19 protein-coding genes, 1 tRNA gene and 1 other annotated feature are annotated in these 16,874 nt (G+C 44.8%); all 20 genes read right to left on the reverse strand.

The window, feature by feature from the left end; all coding sequences use genetic code 11:
- Nucleotides 1–42 precede the first annotated feature (42 nt).
- Complete coding sequence (gene leuB / locus CU635_RS05170) at nt 43–1,155, reverse strand: 3-isopropylmalate dehydrogenase (RefSeq protein WP_101576116.1); 1,113 nt, start codon at nt 1,153–1,155, stop codon at nt 43–45.
- Between the two features lie 23 nt (nt 1,156–1,178).
- Nucleotides 1,179–2,726, reverse strand: coding sequence for a 2-isopropylmalate synthase (locus CU635_RS05175; RefSeq protein WP_101576117.1), 1,548 nt, complete (start codon nt 2,724–2,726; stop codon nt 1,179–1,181).
- Nucleotides 2,713–3,735, reverse strand: a complete 1,023-nt coding sequence (gene ilvC / locus CU635_RS05180) for a ketol-acid reductoisomerase (protein ID WP_101576118.1) — start codon at nt 3,733–3,735, stop codon at nt 2,713–2,715. The genes CU635_RS05175 and ilvC overlap by 14 nt, the downstream gene beginning before the upstream one ends.
- A gap of 38 nt (nt 3,736–3,773) precedes the next feature.
- Complete coding sequence (gene ilvN / locus CU635_RS05185) at nt 3,774–4,292, reverse strand: acetolactate synthase small subunit (protein WP_101576119.1); 519 nt, start codon at nt 4,290–4,292, stop codon at nt 3,774–3,776.
- The gene (ilvB, locus tag CU635_RS05190; RefSeq protein WP_101576120.1) at nt 4,289–6,004 is read right to left on the reverse strand and encodes an acetolactate synthase large subunit; all 1,716 of its coding nucleotides are present in this window, start codon (nt 6,002–6,004) and stop codon (nt 4,289–4,291) included. Before ilvB ends, ilvN begins: the two co-directional genes overlap by 4 nt.
- A 111-nt stretch (nt 6,005–6,115) precedes the next feature.
- Nucleotides 6,116–6,382 (reverse strand) — a binding site (T-box leader).
- A 5-nt stretch (nt 6,383–6,387) separates the two neighbouring features.
- On the reverse strand, nt 6,388–7,293 hold the full coding sequence (gene ilvE / locus CU635_RS05195) for a branched-chain-amino-acid transaminase (RefSeq protein ID WP_101576121.1): 906 nt from the start codon (nt 7,291–7,293) through the stop codon (nt 6,388–6,390).
- Between the two features lie 491 nt (nt 7,294–7,784).
- Nucleotides 7,785–8,924, reverse strand: a complete 1,140-nt coding sequence (locus tag CU635_RS05205; RefSeq protein ID WP_101576123.1) for a zinc-dependent alcohol dehydrogenase — start codon at nt 8,922–8,924, stop codon at nt 7,785–7,787.
- Nucleotides 8,925–8,942: 18 nt separating this feature from the next.
- The gene (locus CU635_RS05210) at nt 8,943–9,302 is read right to left on the reverse strand and encodes a spore coat protein (protein WP_101576124.1); all 360 of its coding nucleotides are present in this window, start codon (nt 9,300–9,302) and stop codon (nt 8,943–8,945) included.
- A gap of 17 nt (nt 9,303–9,319) precedes the next feature.
- Entirely contained in the window at nt 9,320–9,526 is a 207-nt protein-coding gene (locus CU635_RS05215; RefSeq protein WP_101576125.1) for a spore coat protein, read from the reverse strand.
- A 205-nt stretch (nt 9,527–9,731) separates the two neighbouring features.
- Nucleotides 9,732–9,805: transfer RNA gene (locus tag CU635_RS05220), tRNA-Arg, on the reverse strand.
- A 127-nt stretch (nt 9,806–9,932) separates the two neighbouring features.
- Nucleotides 9,933–10,457 (reverse strand): metallophosphoesterase, encoded by a 525-nt coding sequence (locus CU635_RS05225; RefSeq protein ID WP_101576126.1) that lies wholly within the window; start codon nt 10,455–10,457, stop codon nt 9,933–9,935.
- On the reverse strand, nt 10,454–11,065 hold the full coding sequence (locus CU635_RS05230; RefSeq protein ID WP_101576127.1) for an XTP/dITP diphosphatase: 612 nt from the start codon (nt 11,063–11,065) through the stop codon (nt 10,454–10,456). Before CU635_RS05230 ends, CU635_RS05225 begins: the two co-directional genes overlap by 4 nt.
- 3 nt (nt 11,066–11,068) lie before the next feature.
- Complete coding sequence (rph, locus tag CU635_RS05235; protein WP_101576128.1) at nt 11,069–11,836, reverse strand: ribonuclease PH; 768 nt, start codon at nt 11,834–11,836, stop codon at nt 11,069–11,071.
- 144 nt (nt 11,837–11,980) lie between these two features.
- Nucleotides 11,981–13,057, reverse strand: coding sequence for a GerMN domain-containing protein (locus CU635_RS05240; protein ID WP_101576129.1), 1,077 nt, complete (start codon nt 13,055–13,057; stop codon nt 11,981–11,983).
- 212 nt (nt 13,058–13,269) lie between these two features.
- Entirely contained in the window at nt 13,270–14,097 is an 828-nt protein-coding gene (locus CU635_RS05245) for an SPL family radical SAM protein (RefSeq protein WP_101576130.1), read from the reverse strand.
- Nucleotides 14,098–14,355: 258 nt separating this feature from the next.
- On the reverse strand, nt 14,356–15,156 hold the full coding sequence (racE, locus tag CU635_RS05250; protein ID WP_101576131.1) for a glutamate racemase: 801 nt from the start codon (nt 15,154–15,156) through the stop codon (nt 14,356–14,358).
- 10 nt (nt 15,157–15,166) lie between these two features.
- Complete coding sequence (locus CU635_RS05255) at nt 15,167–15,646, reverse strand: MarR family winged helix-turn-helix transcriptional regulator (protein ID WP_101576132.1); 480 nt, start codon at nt 15,644–15,646, stop codon at nt 15,167–15,169.
- A gap of 154 nt (nt 15,647–15,800) precedes the next feature.
- Entirely contained in the window at nt 15,801–16,025 is a 225-nt protein-coding gene (gerE, locus tag CU635_RS05260) for a spore germination transcription factor GerE (protein WP_009796032.1), read from the reverse strand.
- Nucleotides 16,026–16,169: 144 nt separating this feature from the next.
- The gene (locus CU635_RS05265; RefSeq protein ID WP_101576133.1) at nt 16,170–16,634 is read right to left on the reverse strand and encodes an acyl-CoA thioesterase; all 465 of its coding nucleotides are present in this window, start codon (nt 16,632–16,634) and stop codon (nt 16,170–16,172) included.
- Nucleotides 16,635–16,678: 44 nt separating this feature from the next.
- Nucleotides 16,679–16,874, reverse strand: a 196-nt coding sequence (locus CU635_RS23625; protein ID WP_219620168.1) for a hypothetical protein, incomplete at its 5' end; no start/stop codon positions are given.

Genomic DNA, 16,874 nt, shown 5'->3' on the forward strand with positions numbered 1-16,874 from the left:
CCCTTTCTTTATAAGCGTCTTTTAATAGAAGACACGCGCTGTTTAAGCGTACGCGCCCATAATATTCAAGATTGCTTCATCATCATGAAGAGCAGCTTTTATTTCTCCGGCCATTTCCGTAGTCGTCGACGCTGTTTTACCAAAAGCAGCAATATCCCGTGTCCGGAAGCCGGCCTCCAGAACCTGGACGACCGCATTTTCAACAGCGACAGCCTCTTCTTCCAATCCAAACGATAAACGGAGCATCATTGCTGCCGATAAAATCATCCCGACTGGATTGGCAATATTTTTCCCTTCAATATCCGGTGCAGACCCATGGATCGGCTCATATAAGTAAGGTCCTGATAACGACAAGCTTGCTGATGGCAGCATGCCAAGCGATCCGGTTAACACCGAGGCTTCGTCGCTTAAAATATCGCCAAACATATTTTCTGTTACCACGACATCAAATTGTTTCGGATTCTTGATCATCTGCATCGCTGCATTATCGACAAGCATGTTTGTTAGCTCAACATCCGGATACTTCCTGGCAGTTTCTTCAGCAACTTCGCGCCACATCCGGCTTGATTCAAGCACGTTTGCTTTGTCTACCGAAGTTACCTTCTTGTTGCGTTTGCTTGCCAGTTCGAATGCGGTCTCGATCACCCTTTCCACTTCTTGACGCTGATAAAAGAGCGTATCAACTGCAGCCTCTTCACCGTTTTGTCTCGTACGCTCGCTCGGTTTTCCAAAATAGAGGCCGCCTGTCAATTCCCTGACCATCAGCAGATCAACACCTTCGATCACCTCGATGCGCAAAGGGGAGGAATCGGCAAGGCTTGCATAAAAATTTGTCGGCCGTAAATTTGCATATAAATCAAGGTCTTTGCGAAGCTTCAACAATCCTCTTTCCGGACGGAGATCAACAGGGAGGCGGTCCCATTTTGGCCCCCCGACTGCACCAAGCAGCACCGCGTCGCTTTCGCGGCAAAGCTGAACAGTCTCCTCAGCAAGAGGTGTGCCGGAATCATCAATCGCTTCGCCGCCAATTTTCCCGTAAGAAAAATAGAATTGATGTCCGAATCGTTCTCCGATCGCCTGTAAAACCTCAATTGCTCCTTTAGTGACTTCTTTGCCGATTCCATCGCCAGGAAGCACCGCGATTCTTTTCTTCATCTATTATCCCTCCGTCTTTTGATTTAAGATGATTGCTGCTGCACTAACTTTAATTGCAGTTCCTCTGTATAAAGAACCCGGTTGACCGCATTCAAATACGCTTTCGCAGACGCTTCAAGAACATCCTGCGCAAGACCTCTTCCGCTTGTTTCATGACCGGCATAGCGCATTTTCACATATACCTGTGCGAGCGCGTCCCGCCCGGCTCCCACCGACTGAATCCGATAATCAAGCAGGTTAATATTTCCTTCCATGCTCTTTTCAAGCGTGTTATACAAAGCTTCGATGCTTCCTGCGCCGGTTCCCGCTTCCTGGATCAGTTCATTGTTGCATCCTGATAACGTCACAGTTGCCGTCGGAACCTGGTTTGTTCCATATTGGATTTGAATCGAGATCAAGTCGTAAAAGCGCTGTTCTTTGGAAAGCTTCTCTTCAAGAACAATGGCCGCTAAATCATCATCGGTCATTTCCTTTTTACGGTCAGCTAAATCTTTGAAAACTTGAAATAACGACTTCACTTCATCATCGTGAACGGTTAAACCGAGTTCATCAAGACGGGTTTTAAAGGCATGCCGTCCTGAATGCTTTCCAAGCACCATCGAATTCGTCTGGAAGCCAACAAGCTCAGGAGAGATGATCTCGTATGTCGTTTTCTCTTTTAAGACCCCATCCTGGTGAATTCCCGATTCATGGGCAAAGGCATTTTTGCCAACAACGGCTTTATTTGCCGGTACAGGCATACCCGTTAATTTGCTGACCAAACTGCTTGTGCGGCTGATTTCCTTTAAATTTATATTTGTTATTGCCTGATAATAATCATTTCTTATCTGCAATGCTACAGCGAATTCCTCAAGCGCCGCATTGCCCGCTCGCTCACCAATCCCGTTGATTGTTCCTTCAACCTGGGTAGCCCCATGCTCAACCGCTGCCAGCGAGTTGGCGATCGCCATCCCGAGATCATCATGGCAGTGCGCCGATAATGAAACTTTATGAATGGACGGAACATGTTCTCTTAAGTATTGAAAAATGGCGCCGTATTCCTTTGGCGAAATATAGCCGACTGTATCCGGGATATTAATCACATGGGCACCGGCCTGAATCACTTCTTCGACAATTTCGGCGAGATACGGGAGCTCGGTGCGGCACGCATCTTCAGCAGACCATTGGACGATCGGAAACTTGGATACGGCATATTTAACCGTTGCAACTGCTGTTTCTTTAACCTCGTCCGCCGTTAGCTTTAACTTGTATTGACGGTGAATCGGTGATGTCGCAATAAACACATGAAGCCTCGGCTCTGCTCCGCCTTTTAGCGCTTCCCAGGCAGCGTCTATATCCGACTTAACCGAACGGGCCAGCCCCGTTACTGATGCGTTTTTGATAAGCCCGGCAATTTGCTGTACAGAACTGAAGTCTCCTTTTGAAGCGGCAGGGAAGCCGGCTTCAATAATGTCGACATTCAACCGCTCTAGTTGCCTTGCGATTTCGAGCTTTTCCGACATATTCAAGTTGACTCCGGCTGATTGCTCCCCGTCCCGTAGCGTCGTGTCAAAAATGTTAATTTTGCGCACTTACGACCACTTCTTTCTGTTTTTTGCGATTGACGAATGGCATCATTTTTCTTAGCTCCCTGCCAACCTCTTCAATTTGATGCTCTTTTTCATTTCGGTTAACCGCATTAAAGACCGGACGGTTTGCCTGATTCTCGAGAATCCAGCCTTTAGCAAACTTTCCTTCCTGGATGTCTTTCAAAACAGCCTTCATCTCTTCCTTCACCTGGCCGTTTACAATACGCGGACCGCTGACAAAATCACCCCATTGGGCCGTATCGGAAATCGAATAGCGCATTCCTTCAAGACCGCCTTCATACATAAGGTCAACGATTAACTTCAGCTCATGCAGACACTCAAAATAGGCAAGTTCAGGCTGGTAACCGGCTTCGACGAGCGTTTCAAAGCCCGCTTTTACAAGTGAAGTGAGCCCTCCGCATAAAACGGCTTGTTCACCGAACAAATCGGTTTCGGTTTCTTCTTTAAACGTGGTTTCCAATCCACCAGCACGGAGCGATCCGATCGCCTTCGCATAGGCAAGCGCCAATTCCCTTGCCTCGCCGCTCACATCCTGGTAAATGGCAAACAACGCAGGAACACCGGCAGCTTCCTCGTACGTTCTTCTGACAAGGTGACCAGGTCCTTTTGGAGCGACAAGCAGCACATCGCTTGACGCAGGCGGGACGATCTGGTTGAAATGGATGTTGAACCCGTGTGCGAACATTAACGCCTGCCCATTTAAGTTCGGCGCAATTTCTTTATTATAGACTGAAGGCTGCTGCTCATCCGGAAGCAGGATCATCACTACGTCCGCTGCAGCAGTCGCTTCCGCTACAGAATAAACTTGAAAACCGTCCTCGACTGCCTTATCCCATGATTTCCCTTTTCTTAGACCGACAACTACATCAACTCCGCTGTCCCTCATGTTCTGGGAATGGGCATGGCCCTGTGATCCGTAGCCGATAACTGCGACCTTTTTTCCATTTAAATAAGAACTGTTTGCATCACCGTTATAATACATTTTTGCCATTTTTCATCTTCCTTCCTAATTGTAAAAATAGTAGTTTTTTAGACGATTGAGTAAGTTTTATTGGATTGTGACGAGCGCTGGGTACCCCTCGCAAAAGCAGTAGTCCCCGTTCTTGCCAGTTCCTTGATTCCATATGGTTTGATCAGTTCAATAAACGCTTCGATTTTATCTGACTCGCCGGTTATTTGAATCACGACGCTGTCCTTGCTGACATCAATCACTGAAGCCCGAAACGGTTCAATCAGCGAGTAAATCTCCGTTCTTGTGTTCGCCGTTACGAGAACTTTAATGAGTGCCAGTTCCCGGGCAACGATATCCTGGTCGGTAATATCAGCTACTTTTATCACGTCGATTTGTTTGTTCAGCTGTTTGGCGATTTGTTCAACAACCCTGTCGTTGTCCACATGTACAGCGCAGGTGATTCTCGATATCCCTTCCTGTTCCGAATGCCCGACCGAAATACTTTCGATGTTGTAATTCCGCTTCGAAAAAAGGTTCGTAATTCGATTTAACACGCCTGGCCGGTTCAGAACAGTTAATGAGATTATCCTTTTCATTGTTTAACACCTACCATCTCATTAATTCCTTTCCCCGGTGCAATCATCGGATATACATTTTCATCCGGCTCAACCCTGAAATCGAGTAAAACGGGTTCCCTGTCATGTAAAACTTGATTTAAGATCACATCGGCTTCTTCCGGGGAAGTAATCTCATAACCTTTTATTCCATAAGCTTCTGCCAGTTTTACGAACGATGGCTGCATCGAGAACTTGCTGTGCGAAAAGCGGGACTCGTAAAAGATTTCCTGCCATTGTCTTACCATGCCGAGCGCCCGGTTGTTGAGAATCACGATTTTTACCGGAAGCTCCATTTCAGCAATAACAGCCAGTTCCTGGGTCGACATTTGAAAGCCGCCATCGCCGAGAATCGCCAGCACACATGCACCCTGATCGGCCAGCTGTGCGCCGATGCTGGCCGGAAGCCCGAAGCCCATCGTGCCTAGCCCCCCTGAAGTCACCCATCGATCAGGGTTCTTAAACGGATAGTATTGGGCCGCCCACATTTGATGCTGGCCCACATCGGTCACGACAATCGCTTCGCCGTTTGTCTTTTCATACAGCATCTCGATTACTTTTTGCGGTTTTAAGCCCGAACCAGTTTCATAATGAAAAGGATGCTTTTGTTTCCATGAATCGAGGGTGTCCAGCCACTCCTTATGTTCAGGTTGTTTTCCTTCCTGTCCGACCATTTGCTCTAAAGCTTGTTTAGCATCGGCTACAACCGGAATTTGTGTCGGGATATTTTTACCAATTTCAGCAGGATCGATATCGATATGGGCTACGGTTGCTTTTGGGGCAAAGTGCCGTAAATTCCCGGTCAGCCTGTCATCAAACCTCGCACCAATGTTGATCAGGAGGTCGCATTCGTATAAAGCCATGTTTGCCGTATAACAGCCATGCATCCCAGCCATGCCGAGAGATAGTCGATGGTCGGCCGGAAATCCGCCGAGCCCGAGCAGTGTATGAACAACGGGAAGCTGCTGTTGCTCGGCGTATCGCATTAATTCATCGGATGCGCCTGCGTGTAAGACACCTGCTCCAGCCAGAATGACGGGACGTTTCGCCCTGCTGACGACCTCAGTCAATTTTCTGATTTGCAAAAAGTTCGGCTGCAAATTCGGCTGATAGCCAGGCAGCTCAATTTCCTGTTCTTCCGGAGGCACGGCCGCCATTGCCGCCATATCCTTCGGAACATCGATCAATACCGGACCTGGCCGGCCGCTGCTTGCAATGTAGAAGGCTTCTTTGACGATACGAGGAATATCTTCAATGTTGCGGACCTGGTAATTGTACTTCGTAATCGGGGTTGTAATCCCAAGAATATCCGCTTCCTGGAAAGCATCTGTCCCAATTACTCCTGTCGCCACCTGGCCCGTGAATACGACTAGCGGGAGCGAATCCATCAGGGCGTCAGCAAGCCCTGTCACAATGTTTGTCGCTCCAGGGCCCGAAGTGGCAATCACGACTCCAGGTTTCCCGGTAATTCTTGCATATCCTTCTGCCGCATGAATTCCGCCTTGTTCATGCCTTGGCAGCACATGCATGATTTTTGAATCATAGAGCTTGTCGTAAATCGGCAAAACAGCTCCGCCGGGATAGCCGAAAATGACTTCAACGTTTTCTTTTTCCAATGATTCAAGCAATAGCTCTGCACCGCTAATCGCTTTCTGTTCAGCCTTTTTTTCCTTAAAGGCAGCTTCCTGCAACATTGATTGTTGACCTCCTCCAACTTGTAAAGTAACCTTCAAACGCTGATCAGCGTCCATTTTTTTCAAAAAGAAAAAGCCTTCCCACCCCAAAAGTTGCCTAAATTGTTTAGACAAAGGGATGAAAAGGCTTTGTTAACCTGTTCCACGGTACCACCCTTGTTCACGCAGAAACGCTTGCGTGCACTCGTGAACAGCGATCTTTCCGCTGTTCGATTTTGTAACGGGTGCTTTTGCACCCGATCGGCTCTACTTGAAATGACCGTTCAAGCCGATGCTCGGAGGTGAGTTCACTATATGCTGGTCTCGCCGGTTCTCAGCTTATCCGGCTCTCTGTAGATTCCGCTGCATATGGCTACTTATCCTCTTCTGCGCTTTTTCGATATTTAACTGACATGTGATGCTGTATTTTGCGAATAGACTTTTACGCCTTCAGAAACAACTCTTTCCCTGAACTTTTCAAGAAGCTTTTTCGTATGGACACCAGGGGCACCATCGCCAATCACTCTGCCATCAACCTTGACGACCGCGATCACTTCTGCTGCCGTTCCAGTCAGGAACACTTCATCAGCTGTGTATACATCATGCCGTGTGAACGGTTCTTCTTTCATTTCATAACCAAGTTCAACAGCAATGTCCATCACGGCGTTTCTTGTAATTCCTTCAAGCGCCCCGATATAGCCGGGCGGTGTATAGAACTTGTTGTCCTTGATAATAAAAACATTATCTGCTGAACCTTCAGCCACATAACCCTGGTCATTCAGCATCAGCGCTTCACTAACATTGGCCAGATGGGCTTCGATTCTGACAAGCACATTGTTTAAGTAGTTTAACGATTTTACTTTCGGGCTTAACACATCAGGACGATTTCTTCGTGTTGCCACAGTGACAATTTCAAGCCCTGTTTCATAAAGCTCTTTCGGAAAAATCGCGAGCGGCTCGACGATAACAACGACATTGGCCTGTTTACATTTGAAAGGATCAAGCCCGAGGTCGCCGACTCCCCTTGAAACAACAACTCTTATATAGGCGTTTTCATAGTGATTCTTCTCAACGGTTTGGACAATTACCTTCGTAAACTCTTCCGCTGTAAATGGAATTTCCAGCATAATCGATTTAGCTGATCGGTACAGGCGGTCCATATGTTCCTTCATTCGAAAAATATTGCCGCTGTAAACACGAATCCCTTCAAAAATGCCATCGCCGTATAAAAAACCATGATCATAAACGGATACTTTTGCGTTTTCTTTCGTTACGTATTCTCCGTTTAAAAAAATCCATTGTTCGGACACAAAAGCGCACCTCCATACTGTAATCAACAAACGCTTTAAATCGGTAAACTTTTTGTTTAAAAAAGCTGTAGACCGGAAATGCTCTCCGTTCATAAACCATTTTTAATTTGCTGAAAAATTCTGTGTTTTTTTTATTTGAGGATTATCTTACGCCGATTTCAAGCGCTCGTCAAGACCATTTACATGAATTATTAGATAATTTAGATTTATCTGATTTTATGTATCCGCTTACATTGTTGATAGATTCACATTTTCAGGACTCAAAAATTTTTTTATTTTTTTCATTTTTTTTGGTTAATAGGAACGTTAGAATTCGGGGGAAATTGCTAAGTTATATAATATGGAAGAAACGTGCAATTTATGTTAGATTTTCTAACGCAAAAGAAACCGTTTTCAAAAAATCGTGGCAAACTCACCTTCAGTCTATCAACAAAATAAAACCCGGTTCTGAACATGCGATTCGGAACCGGGTTTTATTGCGATAACCAAGCTTAATGCGGCTTCAAAACAACCTTGATACACCCTTCAGTTCTTGTGTCAAAGACTTCATATCCGTGCTTGGCTTGATCGAGAGGAAGAACATGTGTAACAACGTCTCCGGGATCAACCTTTCCTTCAGCAATCAAATTGTATAGAACAGGCATATATGGAATAACCGGCGCCTGTCCGGTTCTGATGTCGATGTTGCGCTGGAATATATCACCAAGCGGGAAACCGTTATACCGGCCGCCATAAGCACCTGTTATTTGAATGGTTCCTGCCTTGCGCACTGCCTGCGTCGCCATAATCACACCATTAAGTGCTCCGCCCTGAAGCTTTAAACCAGTTGCCAGAAATTCCATCGGTGTCATCTTCCCGCTCATTCCTGAACAGTCGATGACGACATCTGCTCCGCCCTGGGTAATCTCCTTCAAATGGGTGCCAATGTTTTCTTCTTTTTCAAAATTTATGACTTCTACTTTATTGGTTCTTTTTGCATGCTCCAAACGATAGTCGAGAAAGTCAACAGCGATAACCCTTTTCGCACCTTTAAGCCAGGCGAATTTTTGCGTAAGCAAGCCAACCGGGCCGCAACCGAGAACAATCACGGTATCACCGGCTTTAACACCGGCATGATCAACACTCCAGTAAGCTGTCGACGCGGCATCGGCGAGCAACACTAATTTTTCATCGTCGACCTCGGAGTCCTCCGGTATTTTGAAAGGAGTGAAATTTCCATATGGTACCCGCATGTACTCAGCCTGTCCTCCGTCATAGCCGCCCATTGTTTCAGAATAGCCGAAATAGGCTCCCATGTCTCCGTGAGGGTTCGAGTTATCGCATTGGCTTGTGATATCGTGTTTACAATACCAGCATTCACCGCAGCTAACGTTAAACGGGATAATGACCCGGTCCCCTTTTTTCAGTCTGGTTACCTCTGGACCCACTTCTTCGACCACTCCCATCGGTTCATGTCCAAAGATAAAGTCTGTAGGCATATTCGGTACCAAGCCGTGAATTAAATGCAAATCAGAGCCACAAATCGCTGATGCTGTAATTTTTACGATTATATCGTCTGCTTTCATAATAGCGGGATCATCGACATCTTGGACGCTGACATTTTTAATGCCTTGATACGTAACGGCTTTCATTGTTCATTTCTCCTCCATTCATTTATTCGGCGTAGCAAACATTCCGAGCCGGTCTGTATCATTCGGGAAGAGCGTCATGCCAGCAATTTGGACCGCGGTCTCAGCAGATATCAGATCCAATGGAATTTGTTCATTTATATCATAAGGATGGAGCCACCCTTTATTCATCATCAATTCGGATATCTCACCGTGCAGATCAATCGCTGCTTCCATTTGCTTGTGTAAAGTTGTTCTCAGTTCCGGGCTTGCCGTTTCTGTGATCGCATACCCATAATTCCTCACTCCATTTTTAACGGCCAGCAAAAAATCCAGTGCAATCGCTGAATCAGCAAGATTGGGCATTCCTTCAGCGTTGCGCGGATCTAAGTAATCTTTCATTCTTTCTCACCACCAATTTAGTTTAATTTTGCTTGCTGGTAAAAATTGAGCAGTTCATTGACATCTTGAATCGATTGTTGCACGTCTTTTTCCAACAGCTGCTTTAGATCATTATCAAAGCAGACACCTTGCATCAATTTCGATCTAAGCAAGCACACCGTTTTAAAGTTGAGGATTTCATGTGTTTCCATCGTTTCATGCCACGCCAGTTCTTGTGATTCCATCTGGTCACCTCCTGTTTTTTGTATAACAAAGGTATTTTTCTCCCAGTTACCCCAGTTTATTCGCATGAATCATTAAAGAAGTTTATTGAGAAAAAAGCCTTCTGTAGTTGTTTTGATCAACAGGAGGCGAAGCAATAAAAAAAGCGTGCAATATCAACGGTTTTTTGGAATAAACCGCAATATTGCACGCTTTCTCTTAACATAGCGTCCCAGGAGAGATTCGAACTCCCGACCGACGCCTTAGAAGGGCGTTGCTCTATCCAGCTGAGCTACTGGGACATGATATTCTTTTTTAAAGACAAACTTTATTATATTAGCCAAATAATAAAATGTCAATACGATTAACAATATTTCTCGTCATTCTTATGGGAGAAAAAAGAACTTTCTCTCCCATATTATAGAATAGTTACTTGAGTTTTGGAAGAGCAAATGACTGTTCCAGCCCGGTAAGCTCGCCTTTATCAATATCAAAAGTACGCAAAATCAACTCTTTTTCAGATAGTTCGAGGATAACATATGTTTTTTCGAGACGCTGTCTCGGCAGCAGTATGCTTCCCGGATTGATGAAAAGTATACCATCAATCATTTCCGCACCAAGAACATGGGAATGCCCGAAGCAAACGATATCGGCGTTTAATTCCCTGGCCCGATAATGCAGGTTCATAAGTGTTGATTTTACGGAATAAAGATGTCCATGTGTCACGAAAAGTCTTTGTCCGTCGATTTCTTCGACGAGCTCATCAGGAAGCTTTTGACCATAATCACAATTTCCCCTTACGACGGAGAAACCGGACAATGCACTGTGATCAGCAGCAAGCTCCGAATCGCCGCAATGGAGCATCACGTCAACTTCGCTGCGATGCTTTTCCTTAAGCCTCTCCAATACTTCGGATGAGCCGTGACTGTCACTCACAATTAACGCTCTCTTCATGCCCGCTCATCCTCTACCGAAAATGTTGCAAGCATTTCGCCCAACTTTTGCAGGGCTCTGGCGCGGTGGCTGATCTGATTCTTTTCTTCAGGTTCGAGCTCCGCCATTGCCTTGTTTTTTTCTTTTACAAAAAAGATCGGGTCATACCCAAAGCCGTTCGTCCCGGTTCGTTCAAAAAGGATCAACCCGTCACATGTACCTGAAACCGTTTCGGTCGGGTGCCCCGGTCTCGCAACTGCAAGCGCGCAGTAAAATCTGGCGGTCCGGCCTTCTTCTTTAATCCCTGATAATTCGGCTAAAACTTTGTCAATATTGGCATCGTCATTTTTTTCCTCACCCGCATACCTTGCCGAAAAAATACCCGGCTTTCCACCAAGGGCATCGACAATCAGCCCTGAATCATCAGCAATCACCATTTTCCCCAATGCCTTTGCTACAGACTCGGCCTTTAACACGGCATTTTCAGCAAAAGTTGCCCCCGTTTCCTCGATCTCCGCGATTTCCGGGTAGTCATGAAGTGTCCTTACGACATACCCATGGGGGCCAAATAAATTTTCAAACTCTTTCGCCTTGCCACGATTTTTTGTTGCAATGATTACTTCTTTCATAATTTATTTCTCCTCTTTTTCCACGCTGCTGCCCTTGATAAGCGCTGCTATCTCATCACCAAGAGCTTCCTTTTGATATTCAAACAACTCCAGTAACCCTTCCTGGGCTACCTTAATCAGTTCCTGAAGCTGGTCATATGAAAAAGTCGATTCCTCACCTGTTCCTTGCAGCTCAACAAATTCGCCATTGCCAGTCATGACTATATTCATATCTACTTCCGCATTTGAATCCTCGGCATAATTCAAATCAAGAACGGCCTGTTTATCGCTTAAAATACCAACACTTGTGGCGGCCAAAAAGTTACTGACCGGAAAGGTTTTAATGGACTTTTTTTCATACAGCTTGTGGAGGGCAATCGCCATTGCCACAAAAGCCCCGGTAATCGAAGCAGTTCTAGTTCCGCCATCTGCCTGGATGACATCGCAGTCGATCCACACCGTTCGTTCTCCGATCGCGTCAAGCGTTACGACCGATCTCAACGCCCGGCCAATTAAACGCTGGATTTCCATCGTCCGCCCGCTTACTTTCCCTTTTGAGGACTCCCTTATATTCCTTTGCTCCGTTGCCCTAGGAAGCATCGCATATTCCGCCGTAATCCAGCCTTTGCCTTCTCCACGCATAAACGGCGGCACCCTGTCCTCAATCGTTGCGGCACAGATAACCTTTGTATCTCCCACAGAAATGAGAACCGATCCTTCCGGCTGCTTAATATAATTCGTTTCGATATGTACAGGCCTTAATTGATTTCGTTCGCGTCCATCCACACGCATTCTCTGTTCCTCCTTTTGTTTTCCGCAGTTACTAGGGAATCGACAGTTATGTAGTGATTATCATTCATTATAACAATAAAGAAGAGGCGGCAAAAATTGGCGGCCTCTGGCTTATTCTTTATATAGTATATCAAAAAATTTTTTTTAAAAACTACCTGTGTTGACTTTTTCAGGACGGGTAACGGGTTCTGAAAGCTCTTCACCCTTATCATTGACAACGCCGGCTTCGCCATTCACCGTCACCGAAACGCTTTCTATCCCTTTTTGTTCGGTTAAAGACAGGACAAGAGCATTCAATAAATGCTGGGAAACGATTTTCTCTTCAGCACTTCCATAGACAGATTCATTGAAGTTTAACGTTACTGTTCTATCTTCAATCTTCGGCGCATCAAGCAGCTCTATATCGGGATCAAAATCAGAAAGCAGATTGGAGCTATAGCTAGGTCCCTTCACTAATTCATTCACAGCTGCTTCAACATTGTTGCCCACTTCATTTGAAACCCGGCGCGTTACAGGTACATAATAATACGCTCCTTCTTCACCACCAAGATAATAAACGGTGACAGCCTTAGTGTCTGCCGGATCGATCATTTCTGCTGTATCAAGATTGATTCCGTTCGCCCGGCTCAGTTCTTCGCCGATCGGAGTGCCGTTTACAGGCATTTCCTTCAATTCGTTCCCATTCATCTGCAGCTTGACCTTTTGGACGGAATCAAACTGTGTTAGCGTCCATGTAATGGCCTGGAGGATTTTAGGTTCGTCTTCAGCCTTATATTCCTGGAATTCCTTTGAAAAATTTACGGTAGCAACGCCGTCTTTTATATTGACTGAAACCGTCGTATCTGCAGGTAAAACTGCCCTGAATCCTTTAGGAAGAACTGCTGTTACTGGGCCGCCTTCGACAAGATACTCAAGCGCCTGTTTGGCGACTCCTTCGGCTTTTGGCAAATCGAGTGTCTGTGCGGTAACATAGCCTTTTTCATCGATTAAGTACAACTCTGTCGGGACGGTCGTTTCTGCAGCGTCCTTATCTCCGGCCATTTTCTCTGTTTGATCACCTGTTTCTGCTGATTCATCTGTTTCTGTTTCTGCCTCCTCCCCGTACGTTGCTTCTTGAGGCGGATCAATCTTCTCCTCTCCGCCAAACAATCCGCAGCCGGACAAAAACACGGATGACATAAATATGGCCGAAACAAAAGTTGTTTTTTTATGTTTAGACATTTAAATCCCTCCTAAGACAGTTTGTACTAAAAGTATACGAGCCTCTTTTTAAATTAGACCGTCTTTTGGAAGAAAATTTGGCATACGCCAATCATGAACTCTTTTTTTGGGCAGGCAAGCTTGTTTCTATAGTAAAAAAAGGCACCCGATGGCACCTTTTTTCCTAATTTTGACCCGACTCCTTTGGCCGCCAAAACCGCTTTATCTTATCTTTAATTTTTCCCCGGGCCGAACCCTTTTTGTGAAATTAACAAATTCACATCATCCAGTTCATCTTTGAGCATTTTTAAGACGACTTTATATGCTGTTGGGTTATACCATTTTTCCAATCCCATTTGTTCATATATCTGATAAATCCCCAGCTTTTCTGTTCGTTTCCCCCCGCCTCCATCTCCCATCCAATAATCATCCAATGTTACCCGGCTGGCGATGTTTTTTAGTTTTTTGGGGAACTCCTTAGAACAAGGCAGCAACGGGGCAATCGTTGCTTGTGTCAGTATTCCTGCATCCGTTATCTTTTGTAAAGCGTTCATTCGGGCAGGGATAGGCGGAGCTGAAGGTGAAAATGCCTTTCTGACTTCTTCCTTATCCGTTTCAATCGTCATCGACACTCTGATTCTGTCACCAAACTGTTTAAATAGGTCAATGTCCCGCGTGACTAACGGTGAGCGGGTTTGGACAAACAGAAAATCAGGCTGTTCATCCAGCATCACTTCCAACAAGCTCCTTGTTAATTTCGTTTTGGCTTCAATCGGCTGATACGGATCGGTAGCAGATGACATAAACAAGGTTACCGGCCCTTTTTTCTTCGCTTTTACAAGCTCTTTTCTTAAAAGTTCAGCAGCATTTGTTTTAATATCAACCCATGTTCCCCATTCTTCTTCACGGTAAAGGGACACAGGCAGTTGTCTGACGTAACAATACTTGCATGCGAAAGCACAACCGGCATACGGATTGATTGAATGAGAATACTCTTCCAACAAACCTCTTCCGGGAGTTAAAATACTCTTGGAAACAATATCTTTCAGTTGTATGTTCATGTTGATCACCTTTATTGTTGAATCATAAAGCATTTGTTTAATTGAAAAACGAACAATTATTGAAAATTAACACGGTATTATTCGTTTCATACGGAATCCTCCTGGGTTTATTAAAACAATTTAATTCGTTTTTCGGTTTTGCTTGATACATTGAGATATTTATTCAATTATATAACTTTTTGCCGAAATCCCAACGGTTATGCTCACTCATAAAAAAAATACCACAAGAAACTGTGGTATCGCAGAAGTATATTCTTTTCATGTGCCAAGTTTGATCATCGTTACATTTCCAATTCTTTTCTTGAGCCATTGCGAAGCAATTTTGGTGAAAATCGCTCTTGAACCAGTGACAAAAAATTGGTGGTCGGGATCGTTGTCACTGCTGTTTAACATGCGATTATGATGAAGAATCGTGCTCACTTCCCGGGCTGTTTCTTCGCCGGAGCTGATTACCTTCACACCGCTTCCCATCGTATTTTTAATCAGTCCTTCGAGCAGGGGATAATGGGTACAGCCTAAAATCAACGTATCGAGCCCTTTATTTTTCAAGGGCTGCAGTGTTTCGGCAACGATTTTTTTGGCAACAGGGCCGGAAAATTCACCGCTCTCTACCAGTGGTACAAACTTCGGGCAGGCGAGGCTTTTGACAGCGACGCGCTTGTTAATCGACTTTAATGCTGTTTCGTAGGCACCGCTCTTGATCGTTCCTTCCGTGCCAATCACGCCGATCTGGTGGTTGTCTGTCACTTTCAATGCCGTTCTTGCACCAGGGTAAATGACACCAACGACCGGAATCGAAAGCTCGTTCCTAATCTCGTCCAGGACAACGGCAGTTGCTGTATTACAAGCGATCACGAGCATTTTAATATTTTTGGCAAGCAAAAATTGTGTCATTTCCCATGTAAAACGTTTTACTTCTTCACTGGATCTTGGACCATATGGACAGCGGGCTGTGTCGCCCACGTAATATATCTGTTCAGCCGGAAGCTGGCGCATGACCTCCTTGGCAACCGTCAGTCCGCCAACTCCCGAATCAATGATGCCTATCGGTTGTTTCAAAAATCTCGCCTCATTCTTCGCGCATATCTTGATGTAATCTCATTAAGTTATTTTTTAAAAGCAATACCTCTTCACCGGAAAAATTGCGGAGCACTTCCCGCAAATAGGCTTGTCTTTTTTTTATGACCTCGTCAATCACCCTCTTGCCTTCTTCCAACAGGTGAATACGGACAACCCGGCGATCATTTGGATCCTTTACCCTCATCACCAGACTGTTCTTTTCCATGCGATCAACAAGATCAGTTGTCGTACTGAAGGCTAAATACATCTTATTGGAAAGCTCCCCGATCGTCATATCACCGTCTTCAAAAAGCCATTGCAGGGCAACGAATTGAGGAGGAGTAATCGTATAATTGCTTAAAATCTCTCTTCCTTTTTGCTTGATGATTCCCGCTATGTAACGCAAATCTTTTTCAATATCTGCAACAATATTTGTTTCGCCTGCAGCGCTTTCTGTTTCGGCATTTTCATTCAAGCCATCGAGCTTCATAAGGCACAACTCCTCTATTAACAATCAACAGTTCTCTCAGTTTCTTTTATTTTCTACCTTTTCAGCCGAAATTTCAAGATAGAAATAACAGGCAAGGAAGTAAGATTGTCCTTAAATGTGTAACCGGCCCCCTTAAAAAGGACGCCGGCATAAATCAAAGTTCTAGCTCTCCCATACGAAGGAGCTCTACAACGGCTTGTGAACGCCCCTTAACGCCAAGCTTTTGCATGGCATTGGAAATGTGATTGCGAACCGTTTTCTCGCTTATAAATAATTCACCAGCGATCTCTTTTGTTGTTTTGTCTTGTACTAACAGTTCGAATACTTCTCGTTCTCTTTTTGTGAGTAGTGGCTTGTGAGTATATTCATTCTCCTTCAAGTATTGTAACCCTCCTTGCCTTCGCCAGCCTTGAACCGCGGGGTGGGTATATATTTAGTCACCATATCATATGTAAACAAAAGAAATGGAGTGACTACATTCGCTTGACGGAGAGCCTTTTTATCAAAAATGTACACCGAGCCTTTACGATTGGATTTTTTGCGGAGAACCGAGCAGCACCCTCGCTTCTTCAGACCATGGAACGCCTTTCCCTGTTTTCCTGGAGATCTGGACCATTGTTCCTCGTCCAACAAAACAAACTTCCCCATTCTTCTTTTTCCCCATGTAATGAAGATCGACCGAGGAATTCCCGATAGAGTCTGCTTTCACAAAAATATCTATTTGCTCGTCAAAAAACACCTGGTTCAAAAAGTCGCATTGCAGATCCGCTACAACCGGAATCGTCTCATTTCCGGTTTTTACCCATTCCTGCATAAAGCCTTTGCTTTTGAAAAACTCAATCCGCGCCTGTTCAAAATAAACAAATGGAACCGTATTGTTCAGGTGACCAAACATATCCGTTTCGGAAAAACGGACTTGAACTGGAAAAGAAAAATCAAACTCTTCCTGCCAGGAATCCCATTCTTTAATATAGCTGAACTTCTTCATCTGCTTCCTCCCAAATAATGAATGGTTATTCATCTTTTCTCTTATTATATTGTTTTTCCGCCGCTTTGAAAACTATTTGGTAAACCGAAAAAACACCGACCAATGGTTCGGCCGGTGCTTAACATCCTATTTATCCAAACAAAACAACCTCTCTTCAAAATATGAAAAGAGGTTGTTTCAGACTGTAGACAAACTCGACTAATATCGAGTTTGCCTACAGTTTTTTTATTTTTGTCTAAT

It is taken from the genome of Bacillus canaveralius (genome assembly GCF_002860125.1).
Classification (GTDB): Bacteria; Bacillota; Bacilli; order Bacillales; family Cytobacillaceae; genus Bacillus_BJ; species Bacillus_BJ canaveralius.